12 protein-coding genes are annotated in these 13,134 nt (G+C 62.4%); 7 read left to right on the forward strand and 5 right to left on the reverse strand.

The genetic code is table 11. From position 1 onward, the window contains the following. Positions 1-44 precede the first annotated feature (44 nt). The 3 genes from BX591_RS17115 to polA all read right to left on the reverse strand — a co-directional run bounded on the left by BX591_RS17115 (position 45) and on the right by polA (position 5,309). Positions 45-917 carry a dienelactone hydrolase family protein gene (locus BX591_RS17115; RefSeq protein WP_111932569.1) on the reverse strand — a complete coding sequence of 291 codons (873 nt, stop codon included), beginning with the start codon at positions 915-917 and terminating at the stop codon, positions 45-47. A gap of 145 nt (positions 918-1,062) precedes the next feature. Continuing rightward, positions 1,063-2,412: an NAD(P)/FAD-dependent oxidoreductase gene (locus BX591_RS17120; protein ID WP_111932570.1), complete on the reverse strand. Its 1,350-nt coding sequence runs from the start codon at positions 2,410-2,412 to the stop codon at positions 1,063-1,065. 155 nt (positions 2,413-2,567) lie between these two features. Further along, positions 2,568-5,309, reverse strand: a complete 2,742-nt coding sequence (gene polA / locus BX591_RS17125; RefSeq protein ID WP_111932571.1) for a DNA polymerase I — start codon at positions 5,307-5,309, stop codon at positions 2,568-2,570. A 1-nt stretch (position 5,310) separates the two neighbouring features. Here polA and BX591_RS17130 point away from each other — a divergent pair, with 1 nt between their 5' ends. Next, positions 5,311-6,054 (forward strand): LOG family protein, encoded by a 744-nt coding sequence (locus tag BX591_RS17130; protein WP_074766765.1) that lies wholly within the window; start codon positions 5,311-5,313, stop codon positions 6,052-6,054. A gap of 91 nt (positions 6,055-6,145) precedes the next feature. Here the strand turns inward: BX591_RS17130 and BX591_RS17135 are convergent, their stop codons facing one another. Next, the gene (locus BX591_RS17135; RefSeq protein WP_111932572.1) at positions 6,146-7,063 is read right to left on the reverse strand and encodes a transcriptional regulator GcvA; all 918 of its coding nucleotides are present in this window, start codon (positions 7,061-7,063) and stop codon (positions 6,146-6,148) included. A gap of 97 nt (positions 7,064-7,160) precedes the next feature. On the opposite strand from BX591_RS17135, the gene BX591_RS17140 reads away from it, so the two are divergent. Together BX591_RS17140 and BX591_RS17145 are read left to right on the forward strand one after the other, a co-directional pair. After that, complete coding sequence (locus tag BX591_RS17140) at positions 7,161-7,730, forward strand: chromate transporter (RefSeq protein WP_111932643.1); 570 nt, start codon at positions 7,161-7,163, stop codon at positions 7,728-7,730. After that, positions 7,727-8,257 carry a chromate transporter gene (locus BX591_RS17145; RefSeq protein WP_111932573.1) on the forward strand — a complete coding sequence of 177 codons (531 nt, stop codon included), beginning with the start codon at positions 7,727-7,729 and terminating at the stop codon, positions 8,255-8,257. The genes BX591_RS17140 and BX591_RS17145 overlap by 4 nt, the downstream gene beginning before the upstream one ends. Positions 8,258-8,291: 34 nt before the next feature. Here BX591_RS17145 and BX591_RS17150 read toward each other — a convergent pair whose 3' ends face one another. Further along, entirely contained in the window at positions 8,292-9,818 is a 1,527-nt protein-coding gene (locus tag BX591_RS17150; protein WP_111932644.1) for an AMP nucleosidase, read from the reverse strand. Positions 9,819-10,018: 200 nt separating this feature from the next. Between BX591_RS17150 and BX591_RS17155 the strand changes: the two genes are divergently transcribed. The 4 genes from BX591_RS17155 (at position 10,019) to BX591_RS17170 (ending at position 13,127) form a co-directional block, all read left to right on the forward strand. Then, positions 10,019-10,414 (forward strand): hypothetical protein, encoded by a 396-nt coding sequence (locus BX591_RS17155; RefSeq protein ID WP_035561139.1) that lies wholly within the window; start codon positions 10,019-10,021, stop codon positions 10,412-10,414. 320 nt (positions 10,415-10,734) lie between these two features. Beyond that, positions 10,735-11,730 (forward strand): homoserine kinase, encoded by a 996-nt coding sequence (locus BX591_RS17160; RefSeq protein ID WP_111932574.1) that lies wholly within the window; start codon positions 10,735-10,737, stop codon positions 11,728-11,730. Further along, the gene (locus BX591_RS17165) at positions 11,721-12,527 is read left to right on the forward strand and encodes a BPSS1780 family membrane protein (protein ID WP_111932575.1); all 807 of its coding nucleotides are present in this window, start codon (positions 11,721-11,723) and stop codon (positions 12,525-12,527) included. Before BX591_RS17160 ends, BX591_RS17165 begins: the two co-directional genes overlap by 10 nt. A 147-nt stretch (positions 12,528-12,674) precedes the next feature. Continuing rightward, positions 12,675-13,127: a MarR family winged helix-turn-helix transcriptional regulator gene (locus tag BX591_RS17170; RefSeq protein WP_111932576.1), complete on the forward strand. Its 453-nt coding sequence runs from the start codon at positions 12,675-12,677 to the stop codon at positions 13,125-13,127. Positions 13,128-13,134: the final 7 nt, after the last annotated feature.

Consider the following 13,134-nt stretch of genomic DNA (forward strand, 5'->3'; position numbering starts at 1 on the left):
TAGAGCGGCAACGGCTTTTTCATCATGTCGTCGAGTTCCGCGCCCTATGCCACGCCATGCTGCCGGAACCACACCAGTGCGCGCCGCCAGCCATCCTCGGCATCGGCTTTCTTGTAGCTCGGCCGATAATCCGCGAAAAACGCGTGCCCCGCGTCGTCATACACCACGAACTGCGACCCGCGCCCCGCCTCCGGACCCTGCGCGATAGCCTGCTTCATCTGCTCGAGCGTGTCCTGCGGAATGCTCTGATCCTGGCGCCCGTACAAACCAAGCACCGGTGCATGCAACTGCGCCACTTCGTCGAGGGGATTCGCGGGGTTCATGGCGGTTTTCTGCCCGGTCACGCGGCCATACCAGGCCACACCGGCCTTGAGCCGCGGATTGTGCTCGGCATACAGCCACGCAATCCGGCCACCCCAGCAGAAGCCATTCACGCCGAGGCGGTTCAGATCGCCGCCATGCTCGCCCGCCCAGGCGACGGTCGCGTCCAGATCGCCGATCACCTGATCGTCGGGCACCTTGCTGACCAGTTGCTCATTGAGCTGCTGCATGCTCGTGTAAACGGTGGGGTCGCCCTGCCGCTCATACAGATTCGGCGCAATCGCCAGATAGCCCTGCTTCGCAAAGCGCCGGCACACGTCGGCGATATGCTCGTGCACACCGAAAATCTCGTGCACGACGATGATTACAGGCAGATGCGTCTTGCCCTTCGGCTGCGCGCGGTATGCCGGCACCAGCGTGTCGCCGGAACGCACGGCCACTTCGCCGGCTTCGAGGCCGTCGCTATCGGTATGGATGGTTTGTGCCGACACCGGCAACACGGCGGCCGCGAATCCGGTGCCGAGCGCGGCTTTGATGAAGGTGCGTCGATTGAAGGGAACGTGCGGGACCAGGCTGTCGATCTCGGGTTTCAGCATGCGGCGCTCCTTGGTGGCATAAGGTTGCGTAAGGGAAGCAACAGGATACGCCTGACACGCTTCCTGTTGCAGATGCAACCTTCGCGCAGCGAAGGGCGCGGCACCCGCCGCCCCGCCCTCGCAATCGCCTTGCCCGCCGTTGCCTTCAGTGCAGCTTGACCCGCGGCAGCGTAGTCCGTCGCAACCAGTGCGCCAACGTATCGAGCACCATCCGCGCATAGCCGTGCAACGCGGCAATATGCAGCCGATACAGCGACATGTACATGAACCGCGCGAACAGCCCTTCGATCAGCATGTTCCCGCCGATCACGCCGCCCATCAGATTGCCGACCGCGCTGAAATGTCCGAGCGACACCAGCGAGCCGAAGTCGCGATAGGTAAATTCCGGCAGCGGCTTGTTGTCGAGCCGCGCGGCGAGCGCCTTCATCAGAAAGCTGGCCTGCTGGTGAGCGGCCTGCGCGCGCGGCGGCACGTTACGCTCGTTACCAGGCCACGGACACGCGGCGCAATCGCCAAGCGCGAAGACGTTGTCGTCGATCTCGGTTTGCAGCGTACGGCGCACGACGAGTTGCCCCAGACGATTGACCGGCAGGCTGTCGAGTTGGCTCAGAATGGCCGGCGCCTTGATGCCCGCCGCCCACACCGTGAGGTCAGCGCGCACGGTCTTGCCGCTCGCGGTGCGAATCATGCCGGGCGCGACTTCGGCCACGGTCTCGCCGATCATCAGCTTGACGCCGAGCTTGGTCAGCAACTCGGCGGTGGCTGTCGAAACACGCTCCTGCAAGGCAGGCAAAATACGCGGCCCCGCTTCGATCAGCACAATGCCGACGTCATGCCGCGGATCGAGCTTATGCAAGCCGTACGCGGACAACACCTGCGCGGTGTTGCGCAATTCCGCCGACAGTTCGACGCCGGTCGCGCCGCCGCCGACAATCGCCACCTGAATGCGCGGCTCGCTGGGCACACCCACTTCCGGCACCGCTTCGACGGGCTCATGCACCTGATGCTCGGCGCGCATGCACGCCGCGATCAGACGTTTGCGGAAGCGCTCGGCCTGGCCGACCGTATCGAGTGCCAGCGAAAACTCCGGCGCGCCTTTCACGCCGAAGAAAGCCGTGGTACTGCCGATCGCGATGATCAGCGTGTCGTATTCGAGTTCGCGTTCGGGCAGCAGCTCGGCGCCGTCGTCGTCGAGCACCGTGCTGAGCGTGAGACGCTTATTGGCGCGGTCCAGACCGGCCAGTTCGCCCTGCTGAAACTCGAAGCCATGCCAGCGCGCTTGCGCGGCATATTCGAGTTCCTGCGTGAACGGGTCCATGCTGCCGGCCGCCACTTCATGCAGCAGCGGCTTCCAGATATGGGTGGGATTGCGGTCGACGAGCGTGACTTGCGCCCGCACGCCGCCTTTGTTCTTATGAGGCGCATAGCGATCGCCCAGACGCGTCGCTAATTCCAGCCCGCCCGCTCCCCCGCCAACGACGATAAATCGATGCATTGAACTCTCCGTGTTTGCCGATCGGTTATGCGTCGCACGGCGCGTCGCAACGCGCCGTCTTTCAACGATTGTCCGCGAGCAGCACGGGTTGTCACAAGCTATCAATGCGCATATGTGACATGCGCACGACGATATCGCTTCCCGTCACAACTGCGTCAATGCGCCTCTTCCCAATTCAGCCCGGCGCCTACCTCGGCAACCAGCGGCACTTTCAGGTCGGCAACGCCGCACATCAATTCGGGCAGGCGCTTGCGCACCTCGGACAATTCGGCGTCCGGCACTTCGAGGATCAGTTCGTCGTGCACCTGCATGATCATGCGCGTGCCGATCTTCGACTCTTCGATCCACTTCTGCACCGCGATCATGGAGAGCTTGATCAGATCGGCGGCCGTGCCTTGCATCGGCGCGTTAATCGCGGCACGCTCGGCGGCCTGACGGCGCGGACCATTGCCGCCATTGATTTCCGGCAGCCACAGACGGCGGCCGAAGACGGTCTCCACATAACCCTTGGCCTTCGCGCTAACTCGCGTTTCGTCCATATAACTCGCCACGCCCGGATAGCGCGCGAAATAGCGGTCAATGTACAGCTTGGCGGCGTCGCGCGTAATGCCGAGGTTCGACGCGAGGCCGAACGAGCTCATACCGTAGATCAGGCCGAAGTTGATGACCTTGGCCACGCGCCGCTGATCGTTCGACACTTCGAGCGGCGTCACGCTGAAGATTTCCGCTGCGGTGGCGCGGTGAATGTCTTCCCCTTGCGAGAACGCGCGCAGCAGCGATTCGTCGCCGGAAATGTGCGCCATGATGCGCAATTCGATCTGCGAATAATCCGCCGACACCAGCTTGTGGCCCGGCGGCGCGATGAATGCCTCGCGAATCCGGCGGCCTTCGCCGGTGCGTACGGGAATGTTCTGCAGGTTCGGATCGTTCGATGCGAGACGCCCGGTGACCGCCACGGCCTGCGCGTAATTCGTATGCACGCGGCCCGTGGTGGCGTTAACCATGCGCGGCAACTTATCGGTGTAAGTCGATTTGAGCTTCGACAAACCACGATGTTCCAGCAGGATTTTCGGCAGCGGATAGTCTTCGGCGAGCTTTTGCAGCACTTCTTCGTCGGTGGATGGTGCGCCGCTCGGGGTCTTCTTGACGATCGGCAATTCCAGCTTCTCGAAGAAAATCTGGCCGATCTGTTTCGGCGAGCCGAGATTGAATTCACCGCCAGCCAGCACGTACGCTTCGGCTTCCAGTTGAATCAGACGCGCGGCGATTTCACTGCTTTGCAGCCGCAGTTTTTCCGCGTCGATCAGCACACCGGTGCGCTCCATCTTGCGCAACACGCGCGAGGTCGGCACTTCGATATCGCGGTACACGTACTCCAGCGCTTTCTCCGCGGCCACTTGCGGATACAAGGCCTGATGCAGCCGCAACGTGATGTCGGCGTCTTCCGCGGCGTATTCCGCGGCCTGCTCCAAAGCGACCTCGTCGAAGCCGATTTGCCCCGCGCCCTTGCCCGCGACTTCTTCGTACTTGATCGTCTTGATGCCGAGATGACGCAGCGCGAGGCTGTCCATGTCGTGCGTGCGGTGCGATTCGACCACGTACGATTGCAACAGCGTGTCGTGTTCGATGCCGCGCATTTCGATACCGTAGTTGGCGAGCACCTGTTCGTCGTACTTCAGATGCTGACCAACCTTCTTATGGTCGGCGCTTTCGAGCCAGGGCTTGAGTCTGGCGAGCACCTCGTCGCGCGGCAATTGCACGGGCGCATCCGGGCCGCGATGCGCGAGCGGCACATACGCCGCGCGCCCGGCCTCGACCGACAACGACAAGCCCACGATCTGCGCGGTCATGGGATCGAGCGATGTGGTTTCGGTATCGAACGAGGTCAGTTCGGCCGCGTTGATCGTCTCGAACCACGCGTCGAATTGCTCCCACGTCTGCACGGTGTCGTAGTGCCGCTCGTGATCCACCGACAACGCCGGCTCCACGTCCACTTGCGGACCCTCCACGACCTCGGCGATTTCCACTTCGCGCAACCAGGTCTTGAAGCCGTGGCGCGCAAATACGTCACGCAGTTCCTCACGTGACTCCGGCCGGCTTTGCAGGCTTTCCTCGATCGACACGATGTGCTCGGTCAGATTGCAATTGCGATCGACGGTGACGAGTTTGCGCGCCATCGGCAGGAAATCGAGCGCACGGCGCAGATTGTCTCCTACCGCACCTTTGATTTCGTCCGCGTGTGCGACGATGCCATCCAGCGAATCGAACTGCGTGAGCCATTTAAGCGCGGTTTTTGGCCCGCATTTCTCGACGCCCGGCACGTTGTCGACCGTATCGCCAATCAGCGACAGATAGTCGATGATGCGTTCCGGCGGCACGCCGAACTTGGCGATCACGCCGGCGCGGTCGAGCTTTTCGTTGGTCATCGTATTGATGAGGGTGACATGATCCGACACGAGCTGCGCCAGATCCTTGTCCCCAGTCGACACGATCACGTTCATGCCGCGCTGCTCCGCTGCGGTGCTGAGCGTGCCGATCACGTCGTCGGCCTCGACGCCTTCGATCATCAGCAGCGGCCAGCCGAGCGCACGCACCGCCACATGAATCGGCTCGATCTGACGTGACAGATCGTCCGGCATGGACGGACGATTTGCCTTGTAGTCCGGATACCAGTCGTCGCGAAACGTTTTGCCCTTGGCGTCGAACACGCACGCGCTATACTCTGCCGTGACTTCCTTGCGCATGCGCCGCAGCATGTTGATCATCCCGTAGAGCGCACCCGTGGGACCGCCCTCGGGTCCGCGCAGATCAGGCATCGCATGGTAGGCCCGGTACAGATAACTCGAACCGTCGACCAATAGCAGGGTCTTACCTTCAAGGCTTCGTTCTTCAGGCATTATGACTAAGAGAAAAGTGATTCCGAGTCTGCGATCACTCGCAGATCAAGAGCGCGCTACGGCCAAGAAGGCCCGCGCATCGTGGCAGATGTTCACGATTATGGCAGAGTTTATCGAGGCGACCGAGTACCTCTCGGAGATTCGCCCGGCTGTCAGCATCTACGGTTCAGCGCGTCTGAAACCGAACTCGCCTTACTACAAACTCGCCACGCAAATCGCGCGCAAGCTGTCGGACGCCGGCTTCGCGGTGATCTCGGGCGGCGGCCCCGGCATCATGGAAGCGGCCAACAAGGGCGCGCATGCCGGCAAAGCGCCGTCGGTGGGCCTGAACATCGAACTGCCGCACGAGCAATCGGGCAATCAGTGGCAAGACATCTCCCTGCGTTTCCGTCATTTCTTCACGCGCAAAGTCACGTTCGTGAAGAACTCGGACGCCGTGATCGTGATGCCGGGCGGCTTCGGCACGCTGGACGAACTGGCCGAAGTGCTCACGCTGATTCAAACCAAGAAGTCGCGCCATGTGCCGATCATTCTGGTGGGCGCAGAGTTCTGGGAAGGCCTGCTCGCGTGGTTCAAGAATTCGCTCACACCCATGGGCCTGATCAATCCGACGGACATGGACCTGATGCAGGTAATCGACGATCCGGACCAGGTGCTCGAAGCGGTGCTGAAGTTTTATGAGGACCGTGAAGAGACCGAGCCGCATCCGGCCAAGTCAGATGAAGACCGGATGTTCTATCTGTAAGGCGTTGGATTGTTCCGCGTTTGCTTCGTGCTCCGGTGCGGAGCGAATGCCGCTTGACGTCACGCAACGCGATACCATGCATTCGTGAACGCTAACGGGCGGCCTCCAGGCTGCCCGTTTCCGTTATATCGGTCTGATCACCCTGCGCCTGCAGCCATTCGCAGAACAGCGCCACCAGCGGCGCCTGCGCAACCTCCCGCCTCGCCACCCACCAATAGCCGCGCGCGTCGATACGCGGACCGGCCAGCGGCACCACGAGCCGCCCCGATACCAGTTCGTCCGCGAGCAGCGGCAGCGGGCCGAGCGCCACGCCGAGACCATCTACCGCGGCCTGCAAGGCCAGATAGAAGTGGTCGAACGACTGCTTCTTCGGGACTTTCACCGTCACCCCAGCCGCCGATAACCAGTTGCTCCACGCATCCGGCCGCGTGTCGGAATGCAGCAGCACGTGCCGCGCGAGATCGTCCGAGACCTTGATCGGCGAGCGCTGCAACAGCGCGGGACTGCAAACTGGAATCTCGCTTTCACCAAGGAAATGACCGCTCACGCAGTTCGGCCAGTGAGCCGGGCCGCGCCGTACCGCGACGTCGAAACTCTCCAACGTATCGACGGGCGCGTTCGACGTGGATAGCCTCAACTCCACATTCGGCACCTTGCGCTGGAATTGATGCAGACGCGGCAGCAGCCACTTCATCGCGAAGGTAGGCAGCGCATTCACGCGTAGTACCTGTACGACGCCGGTGTCGCGCAGTTGATCGGTGGCGAGCGCGATGCTGTCGAACGCGGCCTGCACGGTGGAGAGATAACGGCGGCCGTCCTCGGTAAGACGCACGCGTTTGCCGTGACGGTGGAACACCTGCACGCCGAGCCACGTTTCGAAAGCCGCAACCTGACGGCTGATTGCACCGTGCGTCACATGCAATTCGTTTGCGGCAGCGGTGAAGCTTTCATGCCGCGCCGCGGCTTCGAAGGCGCGCAGCGCCGGAAAGGGAGGAAGGTTACGGGCCATGCTTGTGATTCTAAGTCACAAAGCCGCGCCGAAAAATCGTTTTGCATGCAGTCCGTTCGGCGTTAACCTGCTGAGCTTGAACTGGAAGCTTAGCGATATGGATCACGACCTCACCTCATCCGAGACCGGCCTCGCGCCGACGCCCACGCTGCGGGAAATTTTCGGCGGTTTTCTCGGCCTTGGGCTGATCTCTTTCGGCGGCGCGCTGCCGTTGGCGCGGCGCGCGCTGGTCGAACAACGCCGCTGGCTGAGCAGCGAAGAATTCACCGACCTGCTGGGGCTGTGCCAATTCCTGCCGGGCGGCAATGTCATCAATCTGTCGGTGGCCATGGGCATGCGTTTTCGCGGCGTGCCCGGGGCGCTGGCCGGTCTGCTTGGGTTGATCGCAGGGCCTTCGCTGGTGGTGATCGGACTCGGCGTGCTGTACGAACATACGCAGAACGACCCGCACGTTCGTCATCTGTTTGCCGGGCTTGCCGCTGCGGCGGCAGGGCTGTTGATCGCGATGGCGGTGAAGATCGTGCTGCCGTTGCGTGGCAAACCCCTGGCCGCGCTAATTGCCGTGCTCGGTTTCATCGCGATTGCGATCTTGCGGCTGCCGTTGCTGCCGACCATGCTGGTACTCACACCGCTCAGCATCTACATCGCGTCGAGGAGCGCACGATGAACGACACGCTCATTGCTCTCGCCGTCATTTTCAGCCAGCTTTCGCTGCTCGCATTCGGCGGCGGAAATACGATTCTTCCGGAGATGCAGCGGCAAGTGGTGGACGTGCACCATTGGATGCCGGCCAGCGAATTCAGCGCGCTGTTCGCGCTCGCTCAGGCCGCGCCGGGGCCCAATCTGATGATCGTCACGCTGGTGGGCTGGCACGTGGCCGGTTGGGCGGGGATGCTGGTGACTTCCGTGGCGAAGTTCGGGCCGTCATCGCTCGTGACGATACTGGCGTTGCATGCCTGGGAGCGGTTTAAGGACCGTCCGTGGCGGCGTTATGCGCAGTTGGGGCTGGTGCCGGTCACGGCGGGGATTGTCGCGGCGAGCGCGGTACTGATCGCCAAGGCCTCGGATCCGACGGCGATTGCCTGGGGGATTACTGCGTTGACGGCGGCGTTGTCGTTGAAAACGCGAGTTCATCCGCTGTGGCTGCTGGCGGCAGGGAGTTTGATCGGGTTGACGGGGTTCGGGCAGATGTGAGGCCCGAACCCGCGAGAAGCCCGCCGAGTCTGACTTACTGAAACGCCACTTCCGCAAAACTCCGCAGCTTCCGGCTATGCAAGCGATGCAGCCCGTTCATCCGCAATAGCTCCATCGCCTTCACGCCGATCTGCAAATGCTGGTCGACCTGCGCGCGATAAAACTGGTCGGCCATGCCGGGCAGCTTCAACTCGCCGTGCAGCGGCTTGTCCGACACGCAAAGCAAGGTCCCGTAAGGCACCCGGAAACGGAAACCGTTCGCGGCAATCGTCGCGCTTTCCATATCGAGCGCGACCGCACGACTTTGCGACAGCCGCTGCACCGGCTCGCGATGATCCCGCAACTCCCAGTTGCGGTTATCCACGCTGGCCACCGTGCCGGTACGCATCACCCGCTTAAGCTCGACGCCGTCCAGTTGCGTAATCTGCGCGACCGCGCGCTCCAGCGCCACCTGCACTTCGGCGAGCGCCGGAATCGGCACCCACAGCGGCAGATCGTCGTCCAGTACATGATCCTCGCGCACATAGCCGTGCGCCAGCACATAGTCGCCGAGACGCTGCGTATTGCGCAGACCGGCGCAGTGGCCGAGCATGATCCACGCATGCGGACGCAGCACGGCGATGTGATCGGTGATCGTCTTCGCGTTCGACGGCCCGACGCCGATGTTGACCATCGTGATGCCGCTGCCGTCCGCGCGCTTCAGGTGATACGCCGGCATTTGCGGCAGACGTGGCGGCGGCGTGCCCTCCTGCGCCTCTTCGCCGAGATTCTCGTTGTACGTGATCACGTCGCCGGGTTCGACGAACGACGTGTATTCGCTGCGATAGGCGCGCAGTTCTTCGTCGTCGGTATGGGCCATCATCGTGCGACCGAGTTTGACGAACTCGTCGATATAGAACTGGTAGTTCGTGTACAGCACGTAGTTCTGGCAATGCGTGGGTGACGTCGCCGTATAGTGCTTCAACCGATGCAGCGAGAAATCCACCCGCGCCGCCGTGAACAGCGCGAGCGGATGCGGCTCGCCCGGCAACGGCTCGTACGTGCCATTGACGATGCGATCGTCGAGCAACGCGAGGTCGGGCACGTCGAACACGTCGCGCATCAGGAACAGGCGCTCGCGATCCAGATCGCCTTCGAGGTGGATGCCCTCGGCGAACGCGAAGTGAATCGGAATCGGCTGTTCCGACACGCCCACTTCGATCTTCACATGGTGATTCTTGGCCAGCAGACGCAGTTGCTCGCGATAGTAATTGCCGAACAGATCCGGCCGCGTCACGGTCGTCTCGAACATGCCCGGACCCGCGACGAAACCATACGAGCGACGCGAGTCGATGTGCGTGTTGACCTCGGTGCGCACGCGCACGAACGGGTAGCAGGCGCGCACCCGGCGTTCGAACAATTCGTTGCGGCGATAGCGCGCAAAAGCGTCGCGCAGGAACGAGGTGTTCGCTTCGTATATCGCCGAGAGGTAGGTGACGGCCTCGGTGGCGTCGTCGAAGGATTCGGTTGGGAAGCTGCTGGCGGGAGTCTGCACCGCGCGTTGATTGGTATCGTTGTTCATCTTCATTCGCCTCGATTGATGCGACGACATTACCACGGAACCCGCGATCGCCAAATGCCCCTGCAGCGCGTGCAACCCCGGCCTTCGCATGTCCGGCAAGATTGCGCGCGCGCCGCGCGAAAGCAGCGCAAAATAAGGCGATCACGCCCGTAGGCCTGGCTGGATTTGCTAGAATCGGGCCACCATATTGGAGAATCACCATGAAGCCGCTCCTTCCCGTCGCCGTTGCACTGGCTCTCGCCTTTGGCAACGCCGCGATGGCTGCCCAGCCTGTCGATGACACTCCGGCCCCCGGCGCACCCCAGTCGGCCAACGAACGTGCCGGCTTGCCCGACCTGGAGAAGATCAATCGTCCGGCCGCCGAGGTCAGTTCGAAGGTCGAAATCAATGTCCCGCGTACCCCGAGCTTCTACGAAAAAAGCGGCAACGGCACCGAAATCACCGAATACCGCGACAAAGGCAAGCCCGTCGAAATCAATGTGCATTCGAACCTCGGCACCCGCTATCAGATGAGCGCGCCGCTCGACACATCGCCGAAAGTGCGCGACAACGGCCAGGCCAGCACGCGTTTGCCGTCCGTGCATTTGAGTTATTGATGGTTTGAGACGTCGCGGGCGTGACGGTCCCGTGCGGACTGCCGGAGCCGGATGCGCATGTGTTGCGCAGCGTCTCCTTGGGCTTTTAGCCTGCTTGCCGAACGGACTTCACTGAGGCGCCACGGCGTTGAGTGCGATACCGCGCTCGCCTGACGGCCCTGACGGACCGAGTGTTCGGCACCGCGTCCGCCACCGCGTGCTGTCTTTGCTGCAGTCGCCGTTTTCACCCCTGTTTTTGCCGCTGTCTTGCCGCCGCTTTTGCCGCACCTCGCACTGGCCGTACCAAGCCAGCCCGACCAACCTGATCCGACGTTTCCCGCATGGCTGTCTTCACCGCTGTCACCGAATCCCAACTAGCTGAATGGATGTGCCACTACGATCTCGGCGACGTCGTCGAGTTGCGCGGCATTTCATCCGGCATCGAGAACAGCAACTTCTTTCTGACGACGACGCGCGGCGAATACGTCCTCACGATTTTCGAAAAACTGACGGCCGACCAACTGCCGTTCTATCTCGACCTCATGCAGCATCTGGCCGCGCATCGCGTGCCGGTGCCGGACCCGCTGCCGCGCGAAGACGGCACGCTGTTCGGCACGTTGAGCGGCAAGCCCGCGACCATCGTCACCAAGCTGGAAGGTGCCCCGGAATTGTCGCCAGGCGTCGAACACTGCGTCGAAGTCGGGCAGATGATGGCGCGCATGCACCTCGCGGGTCGCGACTATCCGCGCTATCAGCCGAATCTGCGCAGCCTGCCGTGGTGGCAGGAAACCGTGCCGACCGTGCTGCCGTTTCTGGAAGGCGAGCAGCGTGATCTGCTGGTATCGGAACTGGCGCATCAGGAAGCCTTCTTCGCGTCGGCCGATTACGCCGCGCTGCCCGAAGGCCCCTGCCACGCCGACCTGTTCCGCGACAACGCGATGTTCGCTCATGCCGCGCCCGACACGGGCCACGAAGTGCGCCTCGGCGGCTTTTTCGACTTCTATTTCGCCGGCTGCGACAAGTGGTTGTTCGACATCGCGGTCGCCGTCAACGACTGGTGCGTCGACCTCGCCACCGGCAAGCTGAACGAAGAACGCACCGAGGCCATGCTGCGCGCCTATCAGACCGTACGGCCGTTTACCGTCGAAGAAAACCGCCATTGGGGCGACATGCTGCGCGCCGGCGCGTACCGCTTTTGGGTCTCGCGCCTGTATGATTTTCATTTGCCGCGCGCGGCGGAACTGCTTAAACCGCACGACCCCGGCCATTTCGAGCGCATTCTGCGCGAACGCCTTTCCGGCGTTGCACTCCCAGGCATTCATACCTCATGCAACTGATCGAAGTCCCCGCGAAAACCGGCTACGTATGGTTCCGGCAGGGTATCTGGCTGTTCCGCAAGAACCCGCTCGCTTTCCTGACGCTGTTCTTCACCTATCTGCTGGTGATGACGCTCGTGGCGCAGATTCCGGTGATCGGCGGCGTATTGCCGCTCGCGTTCATTCCGGGCGTCGCGGTCGGCTTCATGGCCGCGTGCCGTAACACAATCGCCGGCAAGCCGGTGTTCCCCACCATTCTCGTGGATGGCTTTCACTCGTACGGTCCGGTGGTCGCCAAACGCCTGCTGGTGCTCGGCGTGCTGTACGTCGTCGCCATGGCGCTAGTGCTGGCCGGTTCGGCGCTCGCCGACGGCGGCATGCTGCTGAAGGTCATGCTCGGCGCCGCCACCATGGATCAGGACGCGATCGCCAACAGCAATATCCCGCTCGCGATCCTCACCGCCTTCGCGTTCTACATTCCGGTGGCGATGATTTTCTGGTTCTCGCCGATTCTCGCCGCCTGGCATGACGTGCCGCCCATGAAGGCGATGTTCTTCAGCGTGGTGAGCTGCTGGCGCAATCGCGGCGCGTTTATCGTATTCGGCGCGCTGTGGTTCGCTGCCTCGACCACCGTATCGCTCGGCTTGTCCGCGCTGATGCAGGCGCTGGGCGTGGCCGACTTCGCGTTCGCGGTGCTCATGCCCGCCACGATGATCGTCTTGACCATGCTGTATTGCTCGTTTTACGCAACCTATCGCGGCTGCTTCGGCGTGCAAACTCCCGAAACGCCGGATCTGCCGACCACCCCGGCGGCTTGATCTAGCCTGACTGGAAGCTGTCCACATGCGGGCGCCGTTCTGGCGCCCGCCCTCCCCGTCGTTCCCAACACTCGTCAACACATGTCGATCTGCGGCACAATAGTTTGTGCGCAATCTATTTGTGCGCTATTCCAGACGAGACTCATCATGACCCAGCGCCCCGCTTTGCCCTTCACACTCGACGAGCAACTTTGCTTCGCGCTCTATTCGACCTCGCTTGCCATGACGAAGGCCTACAAGCCGCTGCTCGACAAGCTAGGCCTCACCTACCCGCAATATCTGGCCATGCTGGCGCTGTGGGAGAGCGACGACGTCACCGTCAAGGACATGGCCGCGCGCCTGAATCTCGATTCGGCGACGGTCACGCCGCTGCTCAAGCGCCTCGAGTCGCAAGGCCTGCTGGAGCGGGTACGCGGCGTCGACGATGAACGTCTGGTGTACATCCGCCTGACCAAAGCCGGCACGGCCCTAAAGCGCCAGGCGCGCGAAGTGCCTGCCGAAATCTTTTGCGCGACCCAGCAATCGCCGGAATTCCTTCTGCGTCTACGCGACGATCTGACACGTTTGCGGACTACGCTCAACGATTACATGGACCACTAGTCAGCCC

The sequence above is a fragment of the Paraburkholderia bryophila genome, from assembly GCF_003269035.1.
Classification (GTDB): domain Bacteria; phylum Pseudomonadota; class Gammaproteobacteria; order Burkholderiales; family Burkholderiaceae; genus Paraburkholderia; species Paraburkholderia bryophila.

Bases quoted from the DNA above. Each gene is read 5' to 3' on its own strand.
- BX591_RS17115 (WP_111932569.1), bottom strand. From the start codon at position 917: ATGCTGAAACCCGAGATCGACAGCCTGGTCCCGCACGTTCCCTTCAAT.
- BX591_RS17120 (WP_111932570.1), bottom strand. From the start codon at position 2,412: ATGCATCGATTTATCGTCGTTGGCGGGGGAGCGGGCGGGCTGGAATTA.
- polA (WP_111932571.1), bottom strand. From the start codon at position 5,309: ATGCCTGAAGAACGAAGCCTTGAAGGTAAGACCCTGCTATTGGTCGAC.
- BX591_RS17130 (WP_074766765.1), top strand. From the start codon at position 5,311: ATGACTAAGAGAAAAGTGATTCCGAGTCTGCGATCACTCGCAGATCAA.
- BX591_RS17135 (WP_111932572.1), bottom strand. From the start codon at position 7,063: ATGGCCCGTAACCTTCCTCCCTTTCCGGCGCTGCGCGCCTTCGAAGCC.
- BX591_RS17140 (WP_111932643.1), top strand. From the start codon at position 7,161: ATGGATCACGACCTCACCTCATCCGAGACCGGCCTCGCGCCGACGCCC.
- BX591_RS17145 (WP_111932573.1), top strand. From the start codon at position 7,727: ATGAACGACACGCTCATTGCTCTCGCCGTCATTTTCAGCCAGCTTTCG.
- BX591_RS17150 (WP_111932644.1), bottom strand. From the start codon at position 9,818: ATGAACAACGATACCAATCAACGCGCGGTGCAGACTCCCGCCAGCAGC.
- BX591_RS17155 (WP_035561139.1), top strand. From the start codon at position 10,019: ATGAAGCCGCTCCTTCCCGTCGCCGTTGCACTGGCTCTCGCCTTTGGC.
- BX591_RS17160 (WP_111932574.1), top strand. From the start codon at position 10,735: ATGGCTGTCTTCACCGCTGTCACCGAATCCCAACTAGCTGAATGGATG.
- BX591_RS17165 (WP_111932575.1), top strand. From the start codon at position 11,721: ATGCAACTGATCGAAGTCCCCGCGAAAACCGGCTACGTATGGTTCCGG.
- BX591_RS17170 (WP_111932576.1), top strand. From the start codon at position 12,675: ATGACCCAGCGCCCCGCTTTGCCCTTCACACTCGACGAGCAACTTTGC.